Here is a 25,690-nt window from a genome sequence, read left to right on the forward strand (position 1 = left end):
CATCGAACCGCGGATGCGGTCCGGTTCCATGTCGGGAGCGTGGTTCGTTCGGCGGGCCGTCGACGGTCCGGCGGGCGGCTGGCGTCGCGTGCACGTTCCGCGGGCTGGCGCCCCGGCCGGGAGGCGCGGTGCCGGTCCGGCATACTGTCCGCATGTCCCAGGAGCGTCGCCGGTCGGTCGTCACCGCAGTCGCCGCCGTGGTCGCCGCCGGTCTCCTCGCAGGCGGGCTCGCGCTCACCTCGGAGCGCGGCGTCGACGAACCGGTCCTGGACGGCGCCCCCTCGTCCGGCGGTCCGTCGGCCTCGGGGACGACGGGTCCGAGCGACGGCGTCGTGGTCATCACGCGCGACGGTCCGGACCTGCCCGGCGCGGACGTCCTCGACCGGTGCGAGGCGGACAGCCGACAGCTCGTGGCGCAGTACGACACCGCCGCCCTCGGCCGGGTCGTGCTCCAGTGCGGCAACTCCGGGCAGGGGTACGAGCACATCCGGGTCCGCCACGACCAGGACTGGACCGACGTCCTGGGTGGACGGGGCTCGCGCGACTGGGACGACGCCATGCTCACGGCGGTCCGGACGGCGTTGACGACACCGCGGTCGGGCTACCCGCAGGACGCCGGCGACGGCAAGGTCTGCTTCGCCGCGCCGGTGTCGTTCGACGACGGGTCGCGCCCGGAGCGCGAGCCGTTCGTCAAGGTCATCGTCTCGGTCACGACGGACCGCGTCATCACCGCCTACCCGACGCGCACCGACGGCTGCTGACCCGCCCCGACTGAGCGCACGAAACGCGCGCGTTCCGACGATGCACCCGTCGTTCGACACATGCATCGTCGCCCGGTGCTCTCACATCGACGTGCCCGGGACGGACGCGACGAAGCACGCCGTGATCGACGCGCGGGATGTCGAAACGCGCGCGCTCCGACGATGCACCCGACGTCCGACACGTGCATCGTCGCCCGGTGCTCTCGCATCGACGTGCCCGGGACGGATGCGACGAAGTACGCCGTGATCGACGCGCGGGATGTCGATCCGCGCGCGTTTCGTGGCCGCCCACCGCCCCGCGGGAAGGTCAGGCGTGGACCTCGTGCTCGTGGCGGCGGTGGGACGCGGGCTCGAGCTGGAACGTCGAGTGCTCCACGGGGACGTCGAAGTGCTGCGCCACGCACTGCTGCAGCTCGTCGAGGATGCGCGGCGCGTGGGCGGTCGAGAAGCAGTGGTCGTCCACCACGACGTGCGCGGTGAGGTTCGGCACGCCCGTCGCGACCAGGGTGGCGTGCAGGTCGTGGACCGCGATGACGTGGTCGAGTTCGAGGATGTGCCCCCGGACGGCGTCGAGGTCGAGCCCCGGGGGAGTCGACTCCAGCAGCACGTTCGCGGTCTCGCGGAGCAGCCGGAGCGCCCGCGGCAGGATGAGCAGCCCGATGAGGATCGCCGCCACCGAGTCGGCGCGCTCCCAACCGGTGACCATGAGCACGACCGCCGCGAGGATCACCGCGACCGAGCCGAGCGTGTCGTTGAGGACCTCGAGCCGTGCGGCACGTGAGGTGAAGCCCTCGCCCGAGGCCCGCAGCAGGACCGTGTACGCCACGAGGTTGCCGACGAGCCCGACCACGCCGAACACCAGGAGCGGACCGGAGTGGATCTCCGCCGGGACGAACAACCGTTGGATCGCCGAGATGATCACGAAGACGCCCACGGCGAGCAGGATCGCCGCCTGTGCCGTCGCGCCGAGCACCTCGGCACGCTGGTACCCCCAGGTGCGTTGCGCCGTCGGGCTCCGGCGGGCGAGCCGCGTGGCCACGAGCCCGATGCCGATCCCGCCCGTGTCGACCACCATGTGCCCCGCGTCGACGAGCAGCGCCAAGGACCCCGTGACCACGGCGCCGACGACCTCGGCGAGGAGGATGCCCGCCGAGATGCAGAACGCGACGAGCAGCGCACGCTCCGAGGCGTGTCCGTGCGCATGACCGTGGTCGTGTCCCATGCCGACATCGTAGGAGTCGCGACCGACGGCGTGCCAGGATCGGGACGTGGTCCGGTCGCCGTACGAGCTGAGCACGCCCGCCGACGTCCTCGCCGGGCTGCACCCGCGACTCCGGACCTACTTCGGCCCCGTTCCGCCCGGGTATCTCGGCCGGGGAACGGGGGTGTTCCACATCGTCGGCACGCCACGGCGGTGGTCCTGGCCGGTGCTCGCCTGGTTCGCCCGTGACGCGGTGATGTTCCCCGTGTGGGAGCACGACGTGCCGTTCACCGTGGAGAACCGGCCGGTGCGGGTCGGACGCGGACGAGGGGCAGGAGGCCACGTCGCCGTCCGGGCCCACCGGACGTTCCACTTCCGCACCGGCGACCGCACGATGGTGGACGCGATCACCGCCGGCCCCGACGGCCTCGTCGACCACCTCGGGCGTCGCGGGCGCGTCAGCGCACGACTCCGGGCCGAGGTCGACGTGGACGGGCCCGACGCGGGCGCCCTGCGCCTGGTCTCCACGCACGTCACGTTCCGGGCGCTGGGACGCGAGTGGAACCTCCCGGCCGCCGTCGCACCGCGTGTGACGCTCGTCGAACGATTCGATGACGATGCGGACCTGCAGCGCGTGTCCCTGGTGCTCCGAGCACCGATCGTCGGCACGCTGTACCGGTACGAGGGGGCGTTCCGCTACTCCGTCGTGCCGGAAGGAGAACGCTGATGCCAGCACCAGGACCGGGGTCGATGCCCCGGGTGGTCGTCGCGGGGGCGAGCGGCTTCGTGGGGCAGTACCTCCGTCGCGCCTTCGCGGACGAGGGGTACGAGGTCGTCACGGTCGGTCGGACCGGGGACGCCGTCTGGGGCAACACCCTCCGGGTCCGCGAGCTCGTCGACGGCGCGGCGATGGTCGTCAACATGGCGGGCAAGAGCGTCGACTGTCGGTACGGGCGGCGGAACCGTCGGGAGATCCTGCGCTCGCGAGTGGAGACGACGCTCGAAATCGCCGAGGCGATCCGCACGAGCGAGCACCCGCCGCCGCTGTGGGTGAACGCGTCGACCGCGACGATCTACCGGCACGCCGACGACCGTCCACAGGACGAACTGACGGGGGAGCTCGGCGAGGGGTTCTCCGTCGGCATCGCGAAGGCGTGGGAGCAGGCGTTCTTCGGCGCGGACCTGCCCCGGACCCGCCGTGTCGCGCTCCGGATGGCGATCGTGTTCGGCGACGGGAGCGCCCTCGTGCCGCTGCTCCGGCTGGCGCAGGCGGGGCTCGGCGGTCCGCAGTACGACGGTGCCTGGTTCCCCACGCCGGCACGGCTGCGCGCGGGGACGTACCACGAGCACCGCCCGACCCGCGGACGGCAGAAGTTCTCGTGGGTGCACATCGACGACGTCCTCGGCTCGATCCGGTTCGTCCGCGACCACGAGGACATCGAGGGACCCGTCAACGTGTCGAGCCCGAACCCGTCGGACAACCGCACGGTGATGGCGACGATCCGGGACGCCGTCGGTCGCCGCGTCGGGCTCCCGACGACGCGGTGGATGCTCGAACTCGGGTCCTTCGCGATCCGCACCGAGACCGAGCTCGTGCTGAAGAGCCGGTGGGTGGTGCCGACCCGACTGCTCGAGGCGGGCTACGAGTTCCGGTACCCGGAGCTGCGGGGCGCCCTCGCGGGGATCATCGCGGAGCGTCGGCAGCACCGGGCATGAGCGTGGCTGCCGGCTCCGGCACCGCGGGGACACCCGGCGACCCGGCCCGCGCCGGCACCGCGGGGACACCCGGCGACCCGGCCCGCGCCGGCACCGCGGGGACACCCGGCGACCCGGCCCGCGCCGGCCGTGACGACCACAGGACCGCCCCGACGACGACCGCGCCCGCCACGACCTCGACCGCGTCCGGCACCTCGCCGAACGCCACCCACGACGCGAGCACCCCGACCACAGGCACGAGCATCGAGAACGGCGCGACCGTGCTCGACGGGTAGGTCGCGAGGAGCCGCGACCAGATCCGGTACCCGACGAGGGTCGCCACGAGCACGATGTAGAGCAGCCCGAGGTCGGCCGGCAGTGCCGCGGGCGTGAAGACGGTGCCGAGCGCCCGTCCGATGCGCGACGGGCCCTCGACGGTCAACGACAGCACGGCCATCGGCACGGGCGGCACGATCGACCACCACAGGGTGAGGTGCAGCGGGTTCGACGCTCCCGCGCGCCGGGTCGCGACGTTGCCGATCGCCCACCCGAGCGCCCCGCAGAGCGCGAGCACCACGGGCAGCAGCGCCGCCGCCTGCGCCCGGTGGACGGCGATCGCAGCGAGGGCGCACACGGCGACCGTCACCCCGATCACCTGCCGCCCGCTGAGCCGCTCGCGGAGGAACACCCCCGCCAGCACGACGGTGAACGGCGCCGAGGCCTGCAGCACGAGCGACGCGAGCCCCGACGGCATCCCGGACGCCATGCTCAGGTAGAGGAACGCGAACTGCAGCACCCCGAGCCCGAGCCCGACGAGCAGGAGTCGCCCGAACGGGATGCGGGGCTGCGGCACGAACAGCACCGTCGGCACCGCGAGCAACGTGAACCGGAGCGCCGCGAGCAGGAACGGCGGGAAGTGATCGAGCGCGAGGGCGGTCGCGGGGAAGTTCAGCCCCCAGGCCACGGCGACGACGACGGCGAGGAGACGATCACGAGCGAGCACCTTCCCACCCTGGCCGCTCCCACGCTGTAGCACCAGCGAACGATGTGACAACGAGGATGTAGTGTCCCTGCATGGTCGACTTCGACGTCCAGCTCCTCGCCGTCCTCCGGGAGCTCGCCGAGCGGGGCAGCGTGACGGCCGTCGCCGAAGCCACCCACCGCACCCCGAGCGCCGTCTCGCAACAGCTGCGCACCCTGCAGCGACAGGTCGGGACACCGCTGGTGGAACGCAGCGGCCGCGGTGTCCGCCTCACCGAGGACGGCCGGGTGCTCGCCGGACTCGCCGCCGGCATCGCCACCGCGGTCGCCGAGGTCGACGCGGCCTGGCGGGAGCACGTCGGCGGCGCGGTCGGCCGGGTCGACCTCGCGATCTTCCCGTCCGCGGCGGAGCTGCTGCTGCCCGGCCTCCTCACCCGGATGCGCGAGCACCGCGGCATCGAGCTGGTGCTCGTCGACGTCGACGTCAGCGAGGACGAGTTCGGTCCGCTCGCCGCCGACCACGACGTCGTCGTCGGGCACCGCCCGGACGGGGCACCGCCGGCGGGGCGGTCGGGCCTCGAGACCGTCCCGCTCCTCCGGGAGCCGCTCGACGTCGCCTTCCCGTCGAGCCACCCGCTCGCCGGACGCCGACGGGTCGGGATCGACGACGTCGTGGGGGAGACCTGGATCGGGGTCCCGGAGGACTACCCGATCGATCGCGTCCTCACCGCGCTCGCCGCCGCGACGGACACCCCGCCGAGCGTCGCGTTCCGGACGATCCACCTGCCGGTGATCGAGAACCTCGTGGCCGCCGGCCACGGGATCGCCCTGGTGCCGCGGTACACGTCCGGCACGCGGGCGACCGGACGGTTCCACCTGGCGGAGCTCGCCGACGTGCGCGCCGGGCGGCGCATCGACGCGCTGGTCCGTCCGGAACGCATGGTCCGCCCCGGGGTGCGCACCGTCCTGGAGGCGCTGGTCGCCGAGGCGCGTGACGTCACCACGTGAGGTGGTGACGGACGCGGCGGGGCCGACCCGCTCCTCCAGGCCGACGCGCCAGCGCCTGGATCTGCGCCTGAACGTCGACGGCCGTCCCCGCGGTCGCGGGGACGGCCGTCGGACGAGGCGCGTCAGACCTCCAGGTGGTCCACCAGTTCGTCCGCCAACCCCGTGTAGGTCGCGGGCGTGAGGTTCGTCAGCCGGGCCTTCGCGCCGTCCGAGATGTCGAGCCCGTTCACGAACGCGACGAGGTCGGCCTGGCCGATGCGCTTTCCGCGGGTCAGTTCCTTGAGCATCGCGTACGGGTCCTCGATGTTCGACTGCCCGGCCGTGACCTCCGCGCGGATCACCGTCTGGATCGCCTCGCCGAGCACCTCCCAGTTGCCGTCGAGGTCCTCCGCGAGCCGCGACTCGTTCACGGCGATCTCGGACAGCCCGCGTCGGAGGTTGTCGAGCGCGAGCAGCGAGTGCCCGAACGCGACGCCGATGTTCCGCTGCGTCGTCGAGTCCGTCAGGTCGCGCTGCAGCCGGCTCGTGACCAACGTCTCGGAGAGCGTCGAGAACAGCGCGGACGAGATCTCGAGGTTCGCCTCGGCGTTCTCGAACCGGATCGGGTTGATCTTGTGCGGCATCGTCGACGAGCCCGTGGCACCGGCGACCGGGATCTGCGTGAAGTACCCCATCGAGATGTAGGTCCACACGTCGGTCGCGAGGTTGTGCAGGATGCGGTTCGCGTGGCGCACGCGGTCGTAGAGCTCCGCCTGCCAGTCGTGCGACTCGATCTGCGTCGTCAGGGGGTTCCAGGTGAGGCCGAGGCCCTCGACGAACTCGCGCGACAGCGTCGGCCAGTCGGCCTCGGGGTCCGCGGCGAGGTGCGCCGAGAACGTGCCGGTCGCGCCGCTGAACTTGCCGAGGTACTCGGTGGCCTCGACCTGGGCGAGGACGCGCTCGAGGCGGTACACGACGACCGCGAGCTCCTTGCCGAGCGTGGTCGGGGTCGCCGGCTGGCCGTGCGTGTGCGAGAGCATCGGGACGGCCTTGAGGTCCTCGGCCATCTGCCGGAGGGCAGCGATGACGGCCTTGAACGCGGGCAGCCAGACCTGGTCGACGGTGTCGCGCACGGTGAGGGCGTACGACAGGTTGTTGACGTCCTCGCTCGTGCAAGCGAAGTGCGTCAGTTCGGCGATCGCGTCGAGCCCGAGCTCCGAGAGCCGACGGCGGACGAAGTACTCGACCGCCTTGACGTCGTGCCGGGTCGTCGCCTCGATCTCGCCGAGCTCCGCGATCTGCTCCTGTCCGAACGACTCCGCGACGCGACGGAGCGCCACCTTGTCGTCGACGCTCAGCGGCGACGTGGTGAACATCGCGTGGTCGGTCAGGAAGACCAGCCACTCGACCTCGACGACGATGCGTGCGCGGTTGAGGCCGGCCTCGGACAGGTGCTCGCCCACCGTGTGCACGATCGGGTAGTACCGCCCGTCGAGCGGGCTGATCGGCTGCGGGGGAAGGGGGGTCATGGGGCTCCCTGACGGACTGCCGGCTCGAGTTGTCGGAAGAGCGCCCGGCAGGCCCGCTCGACGGTCGAGAGCACTCGGTCGAACTCGTGCCGGTCCGCGTAGTACGGGTCCGGTACGTCGGTCTGCTGGGGCCAGGCGTCGTCGTACCGCAGGAGGAGCGTCACCTTCGCGGCGTCGTCCATGGTCGGTGCCCACGAGCGCAGGACGCGTTCGTGGGAGCGGTCGAGTGCGACCACCAGGTCGAGGTCCGGGAACCGGTCCGGGTCGAACTGACGGGCGCGATGCCTGCTGCCATCGTATCCGCGCGCGGCGAGTGCCGCGATCGTGCGCTCGTCGGCCGGCTCGCCGACGTGCCAGTCCCCGGTGCCGGCTGACTCGACGACGAAGCGGTCGCTCAGCCCGGCGTCGGCGGCGAGCTGGGCGAAGACGATGCCGGCCATCGGGGAGCGACAGATGTTGCCGCTGCAGACGAAGGAGACGCGGAACGGGGCGTCGGCGTCCGTGGTCATGGGGACATCATGGCGCAGCGAGGTGGCCTCGGCGAGACCCGGGGCCCGGCCGGGAGGCACGGTGCCGGTCGACGGGGAGGCCCCGGTCGGGCGCGTGGTGGCGTGTGGGAGCGCCGCGCTCACGCGCGGCCGCGGTCGAGGACGGGGCGCACGAAGAGGCCGATCAGCCAGGCGAACACGGCCAGCACGAAGGCGCCGACGATGCCCCAGCCGAACGACTGCACCTGCAGGCCGAAGCCGATCGCCGTCGAGATGCCCGCGACGATGAGCAGCAGCACCGCGTTCACGATGAGCGCGATGAGCCCGAGGGTCAGGATGTAGAGCGGGAACGCGACCACCCGGATGATCGTGCCTATCACGGCGTTCACGAGGCCGAACACGAAGGCGACGAGCAGGTAGGTGAGGACGGTCGCGGTCGTGCCGCCGTCCCCGAACGCGGTCACGGAGACGCCGCTCACCAGGAGCGTGGTGAGCCAGAGCGCGAGGGCGTTGACGACGAGGCGGACGAGGAATCGCATGCGCCCATGATGCCCGTGCCCGCCCGGGCAGGTGCCGCGAGCAGCCTGCCGGTCCGCTGACGGCCGGTATCGTTCCGGTATGAGCGACGAGCGCGTCCACATCCGTCCCGACATCGCCGTGCTGCCCGCGTACAAGCAGGGTCGCCAGGCCGCGGCGGACGCCTTCAAGCTCTCCAGCAACGAGAACCCCTTCCCGCCGCTCCCCGGTGTGGTGCAGGCCGTGCAGGCGCAGACCGCGTTCAACCGGTACCCGGACGCAACCGCCCTCGCGGTCCGCGCCGAGCTCGCCCGCCGCTTCGACGTCAGCGCGGACGAGGTCCACGTCGCCCCGGGCAGCGTTGCGATCCTGCACGAGCTCGCGAAGGCCACGAGCGGTCCGGGCGACGAGGTCGTGTACGCGTGGCGGTCGTTCGAGGCCTACCCCGGTGTCGTCACCGTCGCGGGGGCGACCAGCGTGCAGGTCCCGAACCGCCCCGACGGCGGGCACGACCTCGACGCGATGGCCGCCGCGGTCACCGATCGCACGCGCATGGTGATCGTCTGCACGCCGAACAACCCCACGGGGCCGATCGTCACGGCGGACGAGTTCGAGCGCTTCATGGCGTCGGTGCCCCCGACCGTGCTGGTGGTCCTCGACGAGGCGTACGCCGAGTTCGTCACCGACGCGGGGGCGGTGCGTGGCGGTGCGCTCATCGGCCGGTTCCCGAACCTCGTCGTCCTGCGCACGTTCTCCAAGGCGTACGGGCTCGCCGGCCTCCGGGTCGGGTACGCGATCGGTCCGCAGTACGTCCTCGACGCCGTCCGCGCGTGTGCGATCCCGCTGTCGGTGACGGCGCAGGGACAGGCCGCGGCGCTCGCGAGCCTCGAACGCGAGGACGAGCTGCTCGAGCGCGTCGCCGAACTCGCTGCCAGCCGTGACCGCATCGTCGCCGCGCTGCGGGAGCAGGGCTGGCCGGTGCCGGACGCGCAGGGCAACTTCGTGTGGCTGCCGACGGGTCCCGGGACCGCCGCCGCGGCCGAGGCGTTCGAGGCCGCCGGCATCATCGTCCGGGCCTTCCCGCCCGAGGGGATCCGCATCTCGATCGGCGAGCACGAGGCTGTGGAAACGCTCCTCGAAACGGCCCGGTCACTTGTGGGGGACCTCACATCGGCGCGTTGAGCGCTGCCGCTACGCTGGCCCGCATGTCATTCCGCGCCGCGGCTCCCGCGACGACCACCGTCCGGCTCCTCGACCCAGAGGGCCGGTTCGTGGAGACCGACGAGAACGCCGAGTTCGCCGCCGCAGCGCGGGCGATCCCGGACGAGACCCTGCTGGCGATGCACCGCCGCATGGTGCTCACGCGTCGGTTCGACCACGCCGGTCACAACCTCCAGCGCACCGGGCAGCTCGGCCTGTGGGTGCCGAGCCACGGGCAGGAAGCCGCGCAGACCGGCTCCGTCTTCGCGCTCCGCGCCCAGGACCACGTCTTCCCGTCGTACCGCGAGCACGCCGTCACCACCGAGCGTGGCGTCGAGCCGATGGAGATCATCGCGATGTACCGCGGCCAGACGCACGGCGGCTGGGACCCGGACGAGCGCGGCAACACGCACATCTCGACGCTCGTGATCGGCTCCCAGACGCTGCACGCGACGGGCTACGCGCTCGGACAGAAGCTCGACGGCGTCGTCGGGACGGGTGACCCCGACGTCGACGCATGCTCCATCGTGTACTTCGGCGACGGCGCGACCAGCCAGGGCGACGTGAACGAGGCGTTCGTCTTCGCCTCGTCGACCAAGGCGCCCGTCGTGTTCTTCCTGCAGAACAACCACTGGGCGATCTCGGTCCCGGTCACGGTGCAGTCGCCGACCCCGCTCGTCGACCGCCCGCGCGGCTTCGGCATCCCGAGCGTCCTCATCGACGGCAACGACGTCCTCGCCTCCTACACGGCCTCGGTCGTCGCGTCCGAGCACGCGCGGAGCGGCCAGGGCCCCGCCTTCATCGAGGCCGACACCTACCGCATCGGCGCCCACACCAGCTCGGACGACCCGAGCCGGTACCGCGCCGACGGCGAGCTCGAGGAGTGGGTCCGCCGCGACCCGATCGCCCGCTCCGAGGCGTACCTCCGCTCGAAGGGCGCGACCGACGAGCAGTTCGCGGCGTTCGACGCCGAGGGCGAGGACCTCGCCGCCGACGTCCGCCGCCGCACCGTCGAGCTGACGCCGCCGCCCCTCGGCACCATGTTCGACCACGTCTACCGCGAGCCGCACCCGCTCGTCGCCGAGCAGAAGGCATGGCTCGAGCAGTACGAAGCCGGCTTCGAGGGGAGCGCCCACTGATGAGCACCACCGAGCAGCTCTTCGACTACACCCTCCGCGCCCACCCCGGCGCCGGGGAGGTCCCGAGCGACCCCACCCCCACGCTGACGATGGCCAAGGCGCTCAACGCCGGACTCGCCGCCGCGATGCAGGCCGACGAGAAGGTCCTGCTCATGGGCGAGGACATCGGCCAGCTCGGCGGCGTCTTCCGCATCACCGAGGGCCTGCAGCACCGGTTCGGCCCCGAGCGCGTGCGGGACACCCCGCTCGCCGAGTCCGGCATCATCGGCACCGCGATCGGGCTCGCCCTGCGCGGGTACCGGCCGGTCGTCGAGATCCAGTTCGACGGCTTCGTGTGGCCCGGCTTCGACCAGATCACCTCGCAGCTCGCGAAGATGCAGAACCGGCTGCCGGACCACATGTCGCTCCCGGTCGTCATCCGCATCCCCTACGGCGGTCACATCGGCGCCGTGGAGCACCACCAGGAGTCCCCGGAGACGTACTTCGCGCACACCGCGGGGCTCCGCGTGGTGAGCCCGAGCACCCCGAACGACGCCTACTGGATGATCCAGGAAGCGATCGCCTCGAAGGACCCGGTCGTCTTCCTCGAGCCGAAGTCCCGCTACTGGCCGAAGGGCCAGGTCGACCTCGTCGACGGGCACGTGCCGATGCACACCACCCGCGTCGCGCGCACCGGCACCGAGGTCACCCTCGTCGGCCACGGCGCGATGGTCGCGACGCTCATGCAGGCCGCTGAGATCGCCGAGTCCGAGGGCACCAGCTGCGAGGTCGTGGACCTCCGGTCGATCTCCCCGATCGACTGGGAACCGCTGCTCGCCTCGGTCGCGAAGACCGGCCGCCTCGTCATCGCACAGGAGGCCTCCGGTTTCGTGAGCGTCGGCAGCGAGATCGCCGCCACGGTCGCCGAGCGGGCGTTCTACACGCTGCAGGCGCCGCCGCTCCGGGTGTCCGGCTTCGACGTGCCGTTCCCGGTGTCGAAGCTCGAGCACCTGCACCTCCCGGACGCCGACCGCGTCCTCGAGGCCGTCGACCGCGCCCTCGCGTACTGACCACCCGTCCGACCCCGAACGACGCCGAAGGAGCCGTAGTGGCCGCCGCCGAATTCCCCCTGCCCGACGTGGGCGAAGGCCTCACCGAGGCCGAGATCGTCCAGTGGCGCGTCGCCATCGGGGACGAGATCGCCGTCGACCAGGTCCTCGTGGAGATCGAGACGGCGAAGTCGCTCGTGGAGCTCCCGTCGCCGTTCTCCGGCACCGTCACCGGTCTGCTCGTCGCCGAGGGCGACACGGTCGAGGTCGGCCGCCCGATCATCCGGGTCGACTCCGACACGCTCGCCGCCGGCCAGCCTGGAGGCTCGGCTCCCGTCGCCGAGGCCGCCCCGGCCTCGCCGGTGGTCGCCCCCACCTCGTCGGCCGCCCCCGCGGCGCCCGCTCCGGCAGCGCCGGCTCCCGCCGCGTCCACCCCGGTCGTCGCTCCCGCAGCGCCCGCCCCCGCGGCGGCCCCGGCCGTGGCCGCTCCCGCCGCGCAGGCTGCCGTCGCGCCGGCCCCTGCGGCGGCGCAGGGCGCAGCACCGACCTCCGTCGCCGACGGCGCGGCCGTCGTCGGCACCGACGAGACCTCCGGTGCCGTCCTCGTCGGGTACGGCTCCGCGACCTCCGCACCGTCGCGTCGCAAGCCGGGTGCCCGCCGGGCCGCAGCCCTCGCGGCCGAGGCGAGCCGTGCCTCCAGTGCGGACGCCGCCGCTCGGGCGGAAGCCGCTGCGGACCCCGGCGAGGACTCGACCGCCGACGCGGTCGCCAGCCAGGGCACACGTCCACGCAAGCAGAGCGTCGCGACCAACGTCCTCGCGAAGCCGCCGATCCGCAAGCTCGCCCGTGACCTCGGCGTCGAGCTGAGCGAGATCGTCGCGACGGGGCTGTCGGGGGAGATCACCCGTGACGACGTCATCCGGCACGCGAAGCAGGCCAGCGTCTTCCGGAACATCGAGACGCCGGAGTGGGGCGAGGTCCGGAGCGAGACGATCCCGGTCAAGGGCGTCCGCAAGGCCATCGCGACCGCCATGACCACCTCGGCGTTCACCGCACCGCACGTGTCGCTGTTCGTGGACGTCGACGCGACGCACACGATGGAGTTCGTCAAGCGCCTCAAGGCCTCGCCGACGTTCGCGGGTGTCAAGGTCTCGCCGCTGCTCATCGTCGCGAAGGCCGTCATCTGGGCGGTCCGCCGCAACCGCTCGGTGAACTCGACCTGGACCGACAGCGAGATCATCGTCCACCACTTCGTCAACCTCGGCATCGCCGCTGCGACGCCGCGCGGGCTGATCGTCCCGAACATCAAGGACGCGCAGGACATGTCGCTCCTCGAGCTCGCGCAGGCCCTCGAGCAGCTCACGATCACCGCGCGTGACGGCAAGACGACCCCGGCGCAGATGGCGAACGGCACGGTGTCCATCACGAACATCGGTGTCTTCGGCATGGACACCGGGACGCCGATCCTCAACCCGGGAGAGGTCGCGATCGTGGCGATGGGCACGATCAAGCCGAAGCCGTGGGTCGTCGACGGCGAGGTCCGCTCGCGCATGGTGACGACCATCGGCGCCTCGTTCGACCACCGGGTCGTCGACGGCGACGTGGCATCCCGCTTCGTGCACGACGTCGCCTCGGTGCTCGAGGAGCCGGCGCTCCTGCTCGACTGAGGCGGCGCGTGCGGGTTGCCGCACCACACAGGCCGAGTCGCGCGGATGTCGCGTGGTGTTCACGCGGATGTCGGTGGCCGGGGTGAGGATCGGACCATGGTCCACCAGCTCCTGGTCCCCCCGCAGGAGATCCGAACGGATCGACTGCTCCTGTCGCCGCTGACACCCGGCGACGTCGACGTCGTGCACGCGCTCTTCTCGGACGCGCGCACGTGGCAGCACCTGCCCGCCGGGCGGCACCGCTCCCGCGCGCAGACGGTGGAGCTGGTCCAGGCGAAGATCGGCGGGCGGATCCGACACGGCCTGGGCTCGTGGGTCGTGCGCTCCGTGCAGGACGGCACGTTCCTCGGGGTCGCCGGGGTGGACATGACCGCCGGGCACGTGTGGAACCTCGGCTACCGGTTCGTCCCCGAGTCCTGGGGCAACGGCTACGCCACCGAGGTCGCTGCCGCCGCGGTCCGAGCGGCGCACGACGCCGCGGCGGACGTCCCCGTCACCGGGCGGGTGCTGACGAACAACGCCGGGTCGGCCGTCGTCCTCCGGCGGTCGGGGCTCTCACTGGTGTGGCAGGGCACGACCGCGGCGCCGGCGCCCCGCGGGGTCGAACGCCAGGTGTGGTCCGACCGGGCCCTCACCGCCGAGCAGCACGCCTGGCTCGTCGCGCACGCCTGAGCGCTGCGCGCCCGGTAGCGCCCCGTGGCGCCGCTCTCGGCCGTCGAACCACGGACCCGACGTCGAACCAGGCGCGGCGGTCGGTTCGTCGTCGGGTTCGTGGTTCGACGCCACTGCCGGTCCCGCTCCCGCTGCCGGTCCCGCTCCCGCTGCCGGTCCCGCTGCCGGTCAGTCGGACGGCGCGCTGCCGGTCAGCCCGACAGTGCGTCGCAGAGCTGCGGCAGCTGCGAGCGGAGCGACCACTGCACGGTGTTCCAGTCGTGACCGCTCTTCGGTGCGGGCATGAACCGCGTCCGGATGCCGGCACGGGCGGCCGCGGCACCGAGCAGTCGGGCGTTCTCGGTGAACTCCCGGTCGCTCGACCCCGCCGTGAGCCACAGGTCGTGCCCGCGGTAGGGCGCGTGCTCGGCCATGAGCGCCCGCGGCGCGGCGGCCTTCCACCGTGCGACGGAGCCGCCGAACGCCTGGTCCGCGCTGTGCTGCGGCGACTGGTCGATCGGCTGGAGCTCGCTCGAGATCGCCAGCGCCGCCGCGAAGTCCGACGGGTGCCCGGTGAGGAACTGCACCGCACAGGTCGCCCCCTGCGAGAACCCGACGAGCCCCCAGCGCACCCGGTCCCGCGTCACGGGCAGGTGCGCCTCCGCCCACGCGGGGACGTCCCGGGTGACGTAGGTGTCGACGTCGCCGAGCCGTGAGTCCACGCACATCGTGTTCCGACCGGGAGCGGAGAGCTGGTCGACGGACAGCACGATCGGTGCCCGGCCGTGGTGTGCCCGGGCGTAGGCGTCGAGCACGGTGCCCATCTGCCCGGCGGTGAACATGTCGCTCGGTGCCCCCGGCTGCCCGGCGAACGCGAGGACGACGGGCAGCGGCCGGGGGTCGCGGACGAGCGCGGCCGGCGGGAGGTAGACGATCGCGGGCCGGGCGTCGAAGTGCGACCGGCGTCCGGGGATCGTGACCGTGCGGACCTCGCCGACGGCGGGCATCGTGGCCGCCGGCGCCGCGTGCGGGTCGAACGCCGGGTACGGGTCGCTCTGCACGACGGTGCCGAGCGTCGGGTACTTGGCGAACTCGACGTTCACCCCGAGCGCCGGTACCAGGAGCGCGGCGGGCACGAGGACGACCGCGGTGGCCCGACGCCAGCGTCCGCCCTGCACCAGGGCCGTCACCGCGAGCGCGAGGGCCGCGGCGGCGAGCGCGCACCACATGCGGGTCACCGGGCTGAGCGCCACCCCGAACAGGTTCAGCACGTCGCTCGTCACCCAGCAGACGACGAGCACGACCACGGCCGCGGCGGCCGCGGTGCCCGCTCGCAGCCCGACACCGCGCCAGGCAGCGGGGGAGCGCCACGCAGCCGCACGCCCCCTCACCGCGGGGAGCAGCACGAGCAGGGCGACGACGACGAACGCGAGGTCGATCGGGACGAGCTTCGACGGCGCCTGCAGCTGGGTGGCGAGGAGCCACTCGGTGACGGTCACGGGCGCCCGGCGGGAGCGGACGGCACGACGGCCGGCTGCTGCGACTGCGTGTGCGATCGCCGGTGCGCCTGGCGGAGTGCCCACAGGTGCTTCGGCCGGAGCCCCGGCACGTACGCGGCGGCCAGCGCGCGGGCCACCCGGGGCACGTGCAGCGGCGTCGGGACCACGAGCCAGAGCGGATCGTGCCGGGCGCCGAACTTCTCCTTGAAGCGCTGGAGCGACCGGAAGCCGTACACCGGCTCGAGGACGCGGGCGAGCACCGCGGACCCGCGGGTCACGAGCGCGCCGGCTCCGGGGTGCACGGCGAGCGGCGTCCCGGAGAGGCTGATCGTGGTGAGCCCGGCCTCCCGCGCGCGGAGGGCGGTGCGGGCGATGAGGAACTCCATCACGCCGGGCATGCCGTCCTCGCCGCGGCGCATCACGTCGAGCGTCCACCCCGTGAGGGCGCCGCGTTCGTGCACGGGCAGCCAGCTGGTGACCCCGACGACGCGGTCCTCGGCGTCGATCGCGAGCATGAGCCGCACGTCCGGGTCGTCGAGCTCCCGGAGTCCGCCGAGCGTGAAGCCCATCTCCGGCAGTCGTCGGTCCGCAGCCCACCGCGTGCAGATCGCCTCGACCTCGCTGCGGTGTGCGGGCGACAGCGCCCCGAACGTGGTCCACTCGTCACGGACACCCTCACGGTCGGCACGGTTCGAGGCCGTCCGGAGGTCCTGGCGCTTCTTCCCGCTCAGGCTGAACGCGGTGACGTCGAGCACCGCCTCGACACCGACCGGCACGGAGGTCCAGCCGTCGGCGGAGAGGATCTCCCGCACGGGCTCGTGCACGCTCGTGAACGCCGGGACCCAGCCGTTGCGTTCGCAGGCGTCTGCGAAGGCGCGGAGCACGGCTGGCCGGTCCGCGGCGGCGCACACCGGGTCCGAGACGGTCAGCGCGACGTCGCCGTGCACGCGGTACGCGACCGCGCCGAGGCCGTCCGGGTGCACCCAGGTGGCGTTGCCGTGCCAGGTGCCCATGTGCCCGAGGCTGCCGGCGTCCCCGTCGCGGAGCATCTCGACGAGCGCGGCCTGCGACCCGTCGACGGCGCGGAAGCGTGCGCGGACGAGGCGGCCGTGCAGCCCCAGCACCACGACGACGACCGTGGCGGGCACCAGCCACGCGCCGAGGAGCGTGACCTGCCACTCGAGGGCGTCGAGGCCCAGCCCCTGCCACTGCACGCCGCCCTCCTGCATCGGCTCGATGAGGAACGCATCGGCGAGCACCGCGGTCAGCGTCACGAGGACGCCGACGGCGATCGTCACGCCCAGCCGCCGGCCGTGCTGGACGAGCCAGGCCGCGATCAGCAGGAGGACGCCCACGGCGGCGACCGACCGGTCGCTCATCGCGTCCGCGAACGGCGACAGGACGCCGTCGGCCTGCGGGACGACGAGGGTCACCAGGGTGCCGGCGCCGAAGGCGCTCAGGGTCGCGACGACGAGCGTCCGCGGTGGCGGCACCGCGCGTCCGGTGCGCTCCACCGGCCGGGAGGCACGGGGCGCGACGAGCACGCCGGCTGCGGTCCCGAGGAGGGTCGCCAGGGCACGGGCCAGGTCCGACCCGTGGCCAGCGAACAGCACGAGCGTGAGCACGACGGTCCAGAGGACCGCGCGGACGCGCCACCGCGACTGCGTCGGCATCGTGGCGGACGCCGCGCCGAGCAGCGCCACCGCGACCGTGGACGGCGCGGTGAGGGGCTGTCCGACGGCGGCCTCCGCGTGCGCTTCGCCGAGCGCCGATCCGAGGCTCACGACGGCGAGCGTGGCGCCCGCGGCGAGCAGCGGCGCAGCGAGCCCGACGACGACGGTCCGCACGGACCCCAGGCGACGCTCCGCGACGAGTGTCGCGAGGACCACGGCGACGAGGGCGAGGCACGCCACCGGCGGGTGGTGCGGGAAGTCCGGCTCGGAGTGCATCATCCGCGCCGAGACGATCAGTGCCGTCGCGACGACCGCGACGACGACGGTCACCGGGAACGAGCGGAGCCGGGAGAGGACGGGAGGGAGTGCCACGTTCTCATCGAAGCGGCGGGCGGGGTGCCGGCACATCGCTCCGGGGCGTGATCCTCGGGTGGCCGATCGGCCATCCGGACCTCATCCGCCCGACGGTGTGTGGTCGGCGGGGATGCGGAGGTGCAGCGCGTACCCGTCGCCGGGCTGCGGGCCGGCCTCGAGCGACCCGCCGAGCAGCGACGCGCGTTCGCCGAGTCCGATGAGGCCGAGCCCCGAGCCGGGCAGTTCGAGCCGTTCGGCACGCGCGGGGCCGTTCACGAGGTCGACGAGGACCACGCCGTCGTGCATCCGGGCACTCACCCGCACGGCGGCGTCGGGTGCGTGCTTCCGGACGTTCGTCAGCCCCTCCTGCACGAACCGGTACACCGCGCGCTGCACGGGCTGGCCGAGCGACTCCGGCAGGTCCACGGTCGCGGTCGTCTCGAGGCCGCTGTCGGCGATGAGCCGCGGGAGGTCGGCGAGCACCGGCTGCGGGGCGATCTCCCGCGCGGTCCCGCCCGAGGCGCGCAGCACCTGCACCATCTCGCGGAGCTCCTGCAGCGTCACGACGCACAGCTGCCGGATCGTCCGGGCGAAGCCGCGCTCGGCCTCGTCCCGTCCGGCGACCTGGACCGCGCCGGCCTGCACCGCGATGAGGGTCACCTGGTGCGAGACGACGTCGTGCATCTCGCGAGCGAGCAGGGCCCGTTCGCGGGAGAGCGCGACCTCGGCCGCCTGCCGTCGTTCGTCCTCGCGGGCGAGCCGGACCTCGGTGAGCTGCTCGGTCAACCGCGCGCGGGTCCGGACGAGCAGCCCGATCGCGAGGGGCCCGAGGGCGAAGATCACGGCGTACAGGATGGACACGACGAGCTCGTCCAGGCTCTGTGGTGGTCCGACGAAGCCACTGAACCCGACGAACTGGACGGCTGCGGCGACGAGCATGAGCCAGCGCCGGTCGGTGCGCTCCCCGAGCGTGAACAGCGCGATGCTGGCGGCGACCACGGCCGACCCGACGAACAGCCCCGGCATGGTGAGCGCGAACGCGAGGACCGGCAGCCGTCGGCGCAGGAGGAGGGCGGCCGCGGCGAGGAGCGACAGCCCGGTCTCCACGCGGGTCGCCCCGGAGATGTCGAGCACGGCGTCCGCGACGGCGGCCACGACGAACAGGGCGTCGACCAGCCACCACGGCGGCCGGTGGGTGCGCACCCAGCGCAGGCCGACGTCGACGAGGCGGTCGAGCCTCCCGTCCGTCGCCCGCAGGAGCTGCGTGAGCCGCGACCGGTCCCGGTGCTCAGCCATCGAGCAGTCCCGCCTCGGCCGCGCGCAGCGCCAGCTGGACCCGCGTCGGGACGCCGAAGGCGACGAGGAGCGCGCGGACGTCCTCCTTGACGGTGCCGGTGCTCACCCCGAGTCGTCGGCCGATGTCCGGGTTGCTCGCGCCGTCCGCGATGCATCGGAGGACCTGGCGCTCGCGGTCGGTCAGCGGCGGGACGGTGACCGGGGTCCGCGCGGCGAAGAGCCGACGGCGGTCGACACCGGGCGCGATGACGACGCCGCCGCGCGCGAGGACGCGGACGTACTCGGCGAGCGCCTCGGGGTCGGTGTCCTTCAGCAGGAAGCCCGCGGCGCCGAGCTCCATCGCCCGGCCGATGTACTCCTCGGCGTCGAAGGTCGTGAGCATCGCGACGGCTGGTGGCTCGGGCAGGGCCCGCACCGCACCGAGGACGTCGAGGCCGTTCACGTGCGGCATCCGGATGTCGAGCAGGACGACGTCCGGGCGGTGCTCGGTGACCACCCGGACCGCGTCGACGTCGTTCGTCGTGGCGACGACGTCGATGTCGGGCGCCGCTCCGAGGATGAGTTCGAAGCCGTAGCGCACGAGCGTCTCGTCGTCGACGATCACCACCGAGGTCACGGCCGTCATCTTGTCACGGGCGTTGGCGTTCCGACGCGGACTCGCTACTGTGAAGGGCACTGGTCATGTCCGCGCATGACCACCCACCGAACCACCGCGGCAGCAGCACCAGGACCAGCGACGGAGCAGACCGAGCGATGACGACCCGCATCACCGAGGGTGCCGAACCGAAGCACCAGCAGCTGCGGCGCATCCTGCTCGACCTCGCGACCGCCCGGCTCGCTCCCGGCGCGGCGATCCCGTCCGAACGGCAGCTCATCCAGGAGTACGGCGTCTCGCGGATCACGGTGCGCGAGGCGCTCGGCCAGCTCGTCAACGAGGGGTACCTCGAGCGCGTGCGCGGCAAGGGGACGTTCGTGGCGCACCGTCCCGTGCAGTCGACACTGCACCTGGCGTCCTTCACCGAGGAGATGCGTGCGCTCGGACACGTCCCGACCACGGTCGTCCTCGTCCGTGAGGAACGGGTGCCACCGACGGACACCGTCGCCGCGCTCCGGCTCGCCGAGGACGAGTCCGCCTACCACCTCAAGCGCCTGCGGATGGCGGACGGGGCGCCGGTGTCGATCGACGACGCCTGGCTCTCGGCCTCCGCGTTCCCCGGCCTGCTCGACCACGACCTGTCGGGGTCGGTCTACTCCCTGGCGGCCACCGAGTACCGGACGCCGATCGACCGCGCGCAGCAGACCGTCGCGGCGAAGCCGGCGGCCGACGACGTCGCGACGTTGCTCGGCACGAAGACGGGCGCCCCCGTGCTCGAGTTCGACCGGGTGTCGTACTCGGGGGACCGCCCCGTCGAGCACTCCCGGTCGTGGTACCGCTCGGACCGTTACCGCGTGCAGATGGAGGTCACCGCGACGACGCCGCAGGCGGTCGCGTAGCCGCGCCGGGCGCATCCTGCACGCGAAAGCGACAGTCGGCCGCCCTGGCGGCGGGGCAGACTGTCGCTTTCGCGTGTTCGTCGGAGCAGTACCGCGCTCTACGCCTGGAAGAGTGCGTCGCCCTCGCGGACCGTGGTGCCGACGGTCCCCTGCTCGACCGAGTCCGGCGCGGACCCGAGCACGACGACGGGGCAGATCGGCGAGTAGCCGGCAGCCGAGATCACCGACGGGGTGAAGCGGACGACCGGGTCACCGGCGGAGACCGTGTCACCCTCGGCGGCCAGGAGTTCGAAGCCCTCGCCCCCGAGCTTCACGGTGTCGATCCCGACGTGCACGAGGACGTCCGTGCCAGCCGAGCCCTGCAACGCGAACGCGTGCGGGTGCAGCTTCACGATCGTGCCGTCGACCGGGGCCACCGCGGTGACCGGGCCCTCGACGCCCGTCGGGTCGACGGCGACGCCCGCGCCCACGAGCTGCCCCGCGAACACCGGGTCGGGCACGTCCGCCAGTGCGACGACCGGCCCGCCGAACGGGGTGCGGACCGCCGTCGTCACAGTTCGTCCTGGATGTCCTGCGCGAGGTTGTCCGCGATCGGTCCGACGATGACCTGCCAGCCGGTGCCTCCGCCGACGACGGCCTGGGCTCCGGCCGCCTGGAGGGCGGCCTTGTCCACGAGGTCGCCGTCCTCGACCTCGACTCGGAGGCGCGTGATGCAGCCCTCGACCTCGTCGATGTTGTCGGCTCCGCCGAGCGCGGCGATGATGTCGGCTGCCTTGATGTCGGCCATCGTTTCCTCCTTCGTTGAGGCGTTCCGTCCAGGTTGACACGGAACCGGTCTCGGTTCAGACTACGAAACTGGTCATGACCGGACAGGACCGGCCAGGTGTCGCTCCGAGCGTACCTGCGCCCGACCGTGCGACTCAACCCGCCCACAGCTCCACCAGCCGTAGCTCCACCACCCCGCAGCTCCACCCAACGACGAGAGGAACTCCGATGAGCGCCACCACCGCCACGGACGTGCCGGAGAAGAAGACCCCGAAGAAGCAGTCGAAGCTCTTCGCCAACGCGCAGCGCCTCGGGCGGAGCCTGCTCCTGCCGATCGCGGTCATGCCCGCCGCGGGCATCCTGCTCCGGCTCGGTCAGTCGGACATGCTCGGCGCGATCCCCGGCTTCCAGCAGGGTGCGACGATCATCGCGGCCGCCGGCAACGGCGTGTTCACCTGGTTGCCGCTGCTCTTCGCGGTCGGCATCGCGATCGGCTGGGCGAAGAAGTCCGACGGCACCACGGCGCTCGCCGCGGTCGTCGGCTACATGGTCATGTACCAGGTCTTCGCGGCGATGTCGCCGATCGTGCTCGCGGGGGTGAAGGACGCGAACGGCGACCAGGCGACGATCAACTTCGGCGTCCTCGGCGGCATCGTGATGGGACTCGTGTCGGCGATCCTGTGGCAGCGGTTCCACCGCACGAAGATGCCCGACTTCCTCGGCTTCTTCTCCGGCCGCCGCCTGGTCCCGATCCTCACCGCGGTCGCCGGTCTCGTGATCGCGGTCTTGATGTCCTTCGTCTACCGCTACTTCGACATCGCCCTCACCGCGGCCGGCCAGGCCGTCGCCGACAACGCCGTCCTGGGCGGCGGCATCTTCGGGTTCGTGAACCGCATGCTCATCCCGATCGGGCTGCACCAGCTCCTCAACTTCTTCCCCTGGTTCCAGCTCGGCAGCTTCACCACCGGTGGCGTGACCTACCACGGTGACATCGCCCGGTTCCTGGCGGGTGACCCGACGGCCGGCATCTTCCAGACCGGCTTCTTCCCGATCATGATGTTCGCCCTCCCGGCCGGTGCGCTCGCCATCTGGCGGAACGCGAAGCCGCAGAACCGGAAGCTCGTCGGCGGCATCATGATCTCCGCCGCGCTCACCTCGTTCGTGACCGGCATCACCGAGCCCCTCGAGTACTCGTTCATGTTCGTGGCGTTCCCGCTCTACGTCATCCACGCGTTCCTCACGGGCACCTCGCTCGCCCTCGTCAACGCGCTCGGCATCAGGGACGGCTTCTCGTTCTCGGCCGGGGCGATCGACTACGTGCTGAACTTCGGCAAGGCGGACGGCGCGATCTGGCTCATCCCGATCGGCCTCGGCTACGCGGTCGTCTACTACTTCCTGTTCTCGTTCGTGATCAAGAAGTGGAACCTCCGCACGCCCGGCCGCGAGGAGGACACGATCGCCGAGAACACGATCGACGCGGCCACCAAGGCGTAGCTCGGTCGCTCCGCGACGCGACCGACCGACGGACTGGAGGCGCGGTGCCAGCCGGCACCGCGCCTCCAGTCCGTTGTCTGACCGTTTGCTCACGCGACTGATTTTGACAACCGTTATCAAGAAGCAGTAGCGTCGACGACATGCAGCAGCGTCTCCTCGCCCTCCCGCTCATCGCCGGCGCAGCCGCGCTCGCCCTGTCGGGCTGCGCGACCAGCTCGGCCTCCGGCGACGGGGGCGCCGATGGCACCATCCGGGTCGTCGCCTCAACGAACGTCTACGGATCCCTCGTCGAGGCGGTCGGCGGCGACCAGGTGTCCGTGACGAGCATCCTGGACGACCCCTCGCAGGACCCGCACTCGTTCGAGTCGAGCGCCAAGACGCAGCTCGCGGTGTCGAAGGCCGACCTCCTCATCGAGAACGGCGGCGGGTACGACGACTTCATGACCACCCTCGCAGACGCCTCGAACACCAAGGCCGACACGATCAACGTGGTGAAGCTCTCCGGCCTCGACAAGGGTGGCGACGCCGAGTTCAACGAGCACGTGTTCTACGACTACCCGACGATGGTGAAGCTCGTGGACGACGTCGCGACCCGCCTGGGCGACCTCGACGGCTCGGGCAAGAGCACGTTCGAGGCGAACGCGAAGACCCTCACCGGCAAGCTCGAGCAGCTCGAGTCGCAGACGGCATCGCTCAAGACGCAGTACGACGGTGAGAAGGTCGCGTACACCGAGCCGGTGCCGGGCTACCTCTTCGACGCGATCGGCCTCGACAACGTCACGCCGGAAAAGTTCTCCGAGGCGATCGAGGAGGGCGACGACGTCCCGCCTGCCGCCCTCAACGAGACGCTCAAGCTGTTCAGCGAGAAGACCGTGAAGCTCCTCGCCTACAACGACCAGACGTCGAGCGCGGAGACCGAGCAGGTCAAGCAGGCCGCCCAGAAGGCCGGTGTCCCGGTGGTCGGTGTCACGGAGACCCTCCCGAAGGGGGATGATTACGTCTCGTGGCAGCAGGCGAACATCGACGCGGTGAAGGCGGCGCTGGCGAAGTGACCGTCCAGGCCCCCGAACGGACCGCCGCTGCACCACGCAGCGGCGGTTCCGCCGTGCTCACGCTCCGCGACGCCGGGCTCTCCTACGGCTCGCGGAAGCTCTGGGACGGCCTCGACCTCGACGTCGCGCCGGGGGAGTTCGTCGCGGTCCTCGGACCGAACGGCGCGGGCAAGACCTCGCTGCTCCGGACCGTCCTCGGTCAGCAAGCGCTGACGAGCGGCAGCATGTCGTTCCTCGGACAACCCGTCCGACGCGGGCACCGTCGCATCGGCTACATCCCGCAGCAGCGGCTCATGGAGGCCGGTACCCCGCTCCGCGCCCGGGACATGGTCGCGCAGGGCGTCACCGGGCACCGCTGGGGCGTGCGTCCGGCCTCACGGGCCGACCGTGCCCGCGTCGACCGCATCCTCGACGAGGTCGGGGCGACCGCGTTCGCCGACGCCCCCGTGGCCGAGCTCTCGGGCGGCGAGCAGCAGCGCACGCGCGTCGGGCAGGCGATCGCGGCCGACCCGGCGCTCCTGCTCTGCGACGAGCCGCTCATCTCGCTCGACCTCCGGCACCAGCGCGGCGTGACCGAGCTCATCGACCGCCAGCGTCGACAGCAGGGGGCCGCGGTGCTGTTCGTCACGCACGACGTCAACCCGATCCTCGACGTCGTCGACCGGGTGCTCTACATCGCCGGCGGTCGATTCCGGATCGGCGCTCCGGACGAGGTCCTGCGGACCGACGTGCTGAGCGACCTGTACGGCACGCCCGTCGACGTCGTGCGCACGATGGGCCGCATCGTCATCGTCGGCGCGAACGAGGCCGCGCACGACCACCACTGCGACCCGGACCCGCACGCTCCGACCACGGACGAAGGGCGTATCTGATGGACGTGTGGTCGCAGGTCTTCGCCTTCCAAGACTACGGCGAGCTCCTCGTGCTCGTGCAGAACTCGATCTGGGCGGGCGCGGTGCTCGGCATCGTCGGCGGGCTCATCGGCCCGTTCGTCGTCGCCCGGAACATGCCGTTCGCGGTGCACGGCATCTCGGAGCTCTCGTTCGCCGGTGCCTCGGCATCGCTGCTCCTCGGGGTGAACGTCGTCACGGGGTCCCTCGTCGGGTCGGTGATCGCGGCGCTGCTCATCGGGGTGCTCGGGTCGCGGGCTCGCGAGCGCAACTCGATCATCGCCGTGCTCATGCCGTTCGGCCTCGGGCTCGGCATCCTCTGCCTCGCGCTCTACAAGGGGCGTGCGGCGAACAAGTTCGGCCTGCTGACCGGGCAGATCGTCTCGGTGGACAACCCTCAGCTGACGTTCCTCATCGTCATCGCCGCGATCGTCGTCGCGACGCTGCTGGTCATCTGGCGCCCGCTGATGTTCTCGTCGGTCGACCCGGACGTGGCGGCCGCTGCGGGCATCCCGGTGCGGACGCTCGCGATCGTGTTCATGCTCGCGCTCGGCCTCGCAACCGCGGTGTCGGTGCAGATCGTCGGGGCGCTGCTCGTCCTCTCGCTGCTCGTCACCCCGGCAGCCGCCGCGCTCCGCCTGAGCTCGCACCCGGTCGTCGTGCCCGTGCTGTCGACCGTGTTCGCCGTGACGAGCGTCGTCGGCGGCATCCTGCTCGCCCTCGGCGGCGGCCTGCCGATCAGCCCCTACGTGACGACGATCTCGTTCGCGATCTGGGTGGTGTGCCGGATCGTGGGAGCGCGGAAGGACCGACGCGGACGCGACCGCGTCGCACGACGCGAGCGGACCGTCGGAGGTGATCCGGGCCTCCAGGCCGGCGGTGCCGGACCGGACACGAGGATCGGAGTCAACGCGTGAACGCCGTGCAGAAGCCCAAGCGGAACACCTGGCAGCGGGAGGCCGTCCGCGGCGCGCTCGACTCGACCGAGGGGTTCGTGAGCGCGCAGGCACTCCACCAGCACCTCCGCGAGGGCGGATCCACCATCGGGCTCGCGACCGTCTACCGGGCGCTCGCCGACCTGGCGTCCGAGGGCGACGCGGACTCCCTGCAGCAGGACGGTGAGTCGCTCTACCGCGCCTGCACGACCGACAAGCACCACCACCACCTCATCTGCCGGAACTGCGGGCGCACTGTCGAGATCGAGGCGGACCCGGTCGAGCGATGGGCGCAGGAGGTGGCCGCGCAGCACGGCTTCACGAACGCGAGCCACGTCGTGGACATCTTCGGTGAGTGTGCGACGTGCACCGCGGAGCGTCCGGGGGCGTAGCCT

At 72.3% G+C, this 25,690-nt stretch carries 25 protein-coding genes and 1 pseudogene; 15 read left to right on the top strand and 11 right to left on the bottom strand.

Annotated features, from left to right (window positions below; translation table 11 throughout):
* Positions 1 to 152 precede the first annotated feature (152 nt).
* Positions 153 to 761 (top strand): hypothetical protein, encoded by a 609-nt coding sequence (locus ABC270_RS03400; RefSeq protein WP_412879511.1) that lies wholly within the window; start codon positions 153 to 155, stop codon positions 759 to 761.
* A gap of 307 nt (positions 762 to 1,068) precedes the next feature.
* Here the strand turns inward: ABC270_RS03400 and ABC270_RS03405 are convergent, their stop codons facing one another.
* Positions 1,069 to 1,983, bottom strand: a complete 915-nt coding sequence (locus ABC270_RS03405; RefSeq protein ID WP_412879512.1) for a cation diffusion facilitator family transporter — start codon at positions 1,981 to 1,983, stop codon at positions 1,069 to 1,071.
* Positions 1,984 to 2,029: 46 nt separating this feature from the next.
* Between ABC270_RS03405 and ABC270_RS03410 the strand changes: the two genes are divergently transcribed.
* Both ABC270_RS03410 and ABC270_RS03415 read left to right on the top strand, forming a co-directional pair.
* Entirely contained in the window at positions 2,030 to 2,689 is a 660-nt protein-coding gene (locus tag ABC270_RS03410) for a DUF4166 domain-containing protein (RefSeq protein WP_412879513.1), read from the top strand.
* Positions 2,689 to 3,678: an epimerase gene (locus tag ABC270_RS03415; protein WP_412879514.1), complete on the top strand. Its 990-nt coding sequence runs from the start codon at positions 2,689 to 2,691 to the stop codon at positions 3,676 to 3,678. Before ABC270_RS03410 ends, ABC270_RS03415 begins: the two co-directional genes overlap by 1 nt.
* On the opposite strand, the gene ABC270_RS03420 is transcribed toward ABC270_RS03415, so the two are convergent.
* A complete protein-coding gene (locus tag ABC270_RS03420; RefSeq protein ID WP_412879515.1) occupies positions 3,647 to 4,660 on the bottom strand; it encodes an EamA family transporter in 1,014 nt (337 codons plus the stop codon). The genes ABC270_RS03415 and ABC270_RS03420 overlap by 32 nt on opposite strands.
* 71 nt (positions 4,661 to 4,731) lie before the next feature.
* Between ABC270_RS03420 and ABC270_RS03425 the strand changes: the two genes are divergently transcribed.
* On the top strand, positions 4,732 to 5,646 hold the full coding sequence (locus ABC270_RS03425; protein WP_412879516.1) for a LysR family transcriptional regulator: 915 nt from the start codon (positions 4,732 to 4,734) through the stop codon (positions 5,644 to 5,646).
* A gap of 122 nt (positions 5,647 to 5,768) precedes the next feature.
* Here the strand turns inward: ABC270_RS03425 and purB are convergent, their stop codons facing one another.
* The 3 genes from purB to ABC270_RS03440 all read right to left on the bottom strand — a co-directional run bounded on the left by purB (position 5,769) and on the right by ABC270_RS03440 (position 8,181).
* The gene (purB, locus tag ABC270_RS03430; RefSeq protein WP_412879517.1) at positions 5,769 to 7,154 is read right to left on the bottom strand and encodes an adenylosuccinate lyase; all 1,386 of its coding nucleotides are present in this window, start codon (positions 7,152 to 7,154) and stop codon (positions 5,769 to 5,771) included.
* A complete protein-coding gene (locus ABC270_RS03435) occupies positions 7,151 to 7,663 on the bottom strand; it encodes a low molecular weight protein-tyrosine-phosphatase (RefSeq protein WP_412879518.1) in 513 nt (170 codons plus the stop codon). Before ABC270_RS03435 ends, purB begins: the two co-directional genes overlap by 4 nt.
* 119 nt (positions 7,664 to 7,782) lie before the next feature.
* Positions 7,783 to 8,181 carry a phage holin family protein gene (locus ABC270_RS03440; protein ID WP_412879519.1) on the bottom strand — a complete coding sequence of 133 codons (399 nt, stop codon included), beginning with the start codon at positions 8,179 to 8,181 and terminating at the stop codon, positions 7,783 to 7,785.
* A 79-nt stretch (positions 8,182 to 8,260) separates the two neighbouring features.
* Here ABC270_RS03440 and ABC270_RS03445 point away from each other — a divergent pair, with 79 nt between their 5' ends.
* From ABC270_RS03445 to ABC270_RS03465, 5 genes are all read left to right on the top strand, one after another.
* On the top strand, positions 8,261 to 9,340 hold the full coding sequence (locus ABC270_RS03445) for a histidinol-phosphate transaminase (protein ID WP_412879520.1): 1,080 nt from the start codon (positions 8,261 to 8,263) through the stop codon (positions 9,338 to 9,340).
* A 23-nt stretch (positions 9,341 to 9,363) separates the two neighbouring features.
* Complete coding sequence (locus tag ABC270_RS03450; RefSeq protein ID WP_412879521.1) at positions 9,364 to 10,497, top strand: thiamine pyrophosphate-dependent dehydrogenase E1 component subunit alpha; 1,134 nt, start codon at positions 9,364 to 9,366, stop codon at positions 10,495 to 10,497.
* A gap of 89 nt (positions 10,498 to 10,586) precedes the next feature.
* A complete protein-coding gene (locus ABC270_RS03455; protein ID WP_412882027.1) occupies positions 10,587 to 11,546 on the top strand; it encodes an alpha-ketoacid dehydrogenase subunit beta in 960 nt (319 codons plus the stop codon).
* A gap of 38 nt (positions 11,547 to 11,584) precedes the next feature.
* A complete protein-coding gene (locus ABC270_RS03460; RefSeq protein WP_412879522.1) occupies positions 11,585 to 13,192 on the top strand; it encodes a dihydrolipoamide acetyltransferase family protein in 1,608 nt (535 codons plus the stop codon).
* Positions 13,193 to 13,288: 96 nt separating this feature from the next.
* The gene (locus ABC270_RS03465) at positions 13,289 to 13,864 is read left to right on the top strand and encodes a GNAT family N-acetyltransferase (protein ID WP_412879523.1); all 576 of its coding nucleotides are present in this window, start codon (positions 13,289 to 13,291) and stop codon (positions 13,862 to 13,864) included.
* Positions 13,865 to 14,055: 191 nt separating this feature from the next.
* Here the strand turns inward: ABC270_RS03465 and ABC270_RS03470 are convergent, their stop codons facing one another.
* The 4 genes from ABC270_RS03470 to ABC270_RS03485 all read right to left on the bottom strand — a co-directional run bounded on the left by ABC270_RS03470 (position 14,056) and on the right by ABC270_RS03485 (position 19,290).
* Positions 14,056 to 15,342, bottom strand: coding sequence for an alpha/beta hydrolase (locus tag ABC270_RS03470; RefSeq protein WP_412879524.1), 1,287 nt, complete (start codon positions 15,340 to 15,342; stop codon positions 14,056 to 14,058).
* A complete protein-coding gene (locus ABC270_RS03475) occupies positions 15,339 to 17,387 on the bottom strand; it encodes a bifunctional lysylphosphatidylglycerol flippase/synthetase MprF (RefSeq protein WP_412879525.1) in 2,049 nt (682 codons plus the stop codon). The genes ABC270_RS03470 and ABC270_RS03475 overlap by 4 nt, the downstream gene beginning before the upstream one ends.
* An 81-nt stretch (positions 17,388 to 17,468) precedes the next feature.
* Positions 17,469 to 18,665 (bottom strand): sensor histidine kinase, encoded by a 1,197-nt coding sequence (locus ABC270_RS03480; protein WP_412879526.1) that lies wholly within the window; start codon positions 18,663 to 18,665, stop codon positions 17,469 to 17,471.
* Positions 18,658 to 19,290 carry a response regulator gene (locus tag ABC270_RS03485; RefSeq protein ID WP_412879527.1) on the bottom strand — a complete coding sequence of 211 codons (633 nt, stop codon included), beginning with the start codon at positions 19,288 to 19,290 and terminating at the stop codon, positions 18,658 to 18,660. Before ABC270_RS03485 ends, ABC270_RS03480 begins: the two co-directional genes overlap by 8 nt.
* Before the next feature lie 128 nt (positions 19,291 to 19,418).
* Here ABC270_RS03485 and ABC270_RS03490 point away from each other — a divergent pair, with 128 nt between their 5' ends.
* Positions 19,419 to 20,159, top strand: coding sequence for a GntR family transcriptional regulator (locus tag ABC270_RS03490; RefSeq protein ID WP_412879528.1), 741 nt, complete (start codon positions 19,419 to 19,421; stop codon positions 20,157 to 20,159).
* Between the two features lie 98 nt (positions 20,160 to 20,257).
* Here ABC270_RS03490 and ABC270_RS03495 read toward each other — a convergent pair whose 3' ends face one another.
* Positions 20,258 to 20,713, bottom strand: a complete 456-nt coding sequence (locus ABC270_RS03495) for a PTS sugar transporter subunit IIA (protein ID WP_412879529.1) — start codon at positions 20,711 to 20,713, stop codon at positions 20,258 to 20,260.
* Positions 20,710 to 20,952: pseudogene (locus ABC270_RS03500) on the bottom strand (PTS sugar transporter subunit IIB); the annotation flags it as partial. The gene ABC270_RS03495 and the pseudogene ABC270_RS03500, both read right to left, overlap by 4 nt.
* A 200-nt stretch (positions 20,953 to 21,152) precedes the next feature.
* Between ABC270_RS03500 and ABC270_RS03505 the strand changes: the two are divergent.
* The 5 genes from ABC270_RS03505 (at position 21,153) to ABC270_RS03525 (ending at position 25,687) form a co-directional block, all read left to right on the top strand.
* The gene (locus ABC270_RS03505) at positions 21,153 to 22,418 is read left to right on the top strand and encodes a PTS transporter subunit EIIC (RefSeq protein WP_412879530.1); all 1,266 of its coding nucleotides are present in this window, start codon (positions 21,153 to 21,155) and stop codon (positions 22,416 to 22,418) included.
* 140 nt (positions 22,419 to 22,558) lie between these two features.
* Complete coding sequence (locus ABC270_RS03510) at positions 22,559 to 23,470, top strand: metal ABC transporter solute-binding protein, Zn/Mn family (RefSeq protein ID WP_412879531.1); 912 nt, start codon at positions 22,559 to 22,561, stop codon at positions 23,468 to 23,470.
* Entirely contained in the window at positions 23,467 to 24,342 is an 876-nt protein-coding gene (locus tag ABC270_RS03515) for a metal ABC transporter ATP-binding protein (protein WP_400410823.1), read from the top strand. The genes ABC270_RS03510 and ABC270_RS03515 overlap by 4 nt, the downstream gene beginning before the upstream one ends.
* Entirely contained in the window at positions 24,342 to 25,277 is a 936-nt protein-coding gene (locus ABC270_RS03520; RefSeq protein ID WP_412879532.1) for a metal ABC transporter permease, read from the top strand. The genes ABC270_RS03515 and ABC270_RS03520 overlap by 1 nt, the downstream gene beginning before the upstream one ends.
* Positions 25,274 to 25,687, top strand: coding sequence for a Fur family transcriptional regulator (locus ABC270_RS03525; protein WP_412879533.1), 414 nt, complete (start codon positions 25,274 to 25,276; stop codon positions 25,685 to 25,687). The genes ABC270_RS03520 and ABC270_RS03525 overlap by 4 nt, the downstream gene beginning before the upstream one ends.
* The last annotated feature ends 3 nt before the right edge of the window (positions 25,688 to 25,690 follow it).

It is taken from the genome of Curtobacterium phoenicis (assembly GCF_047238015.1).
Taxonomy (GTDB): Bacteria; Actinomycetota; Actinomycetes; order Actinomycetales; family Microbacteriaceae; genus Curtobacterium.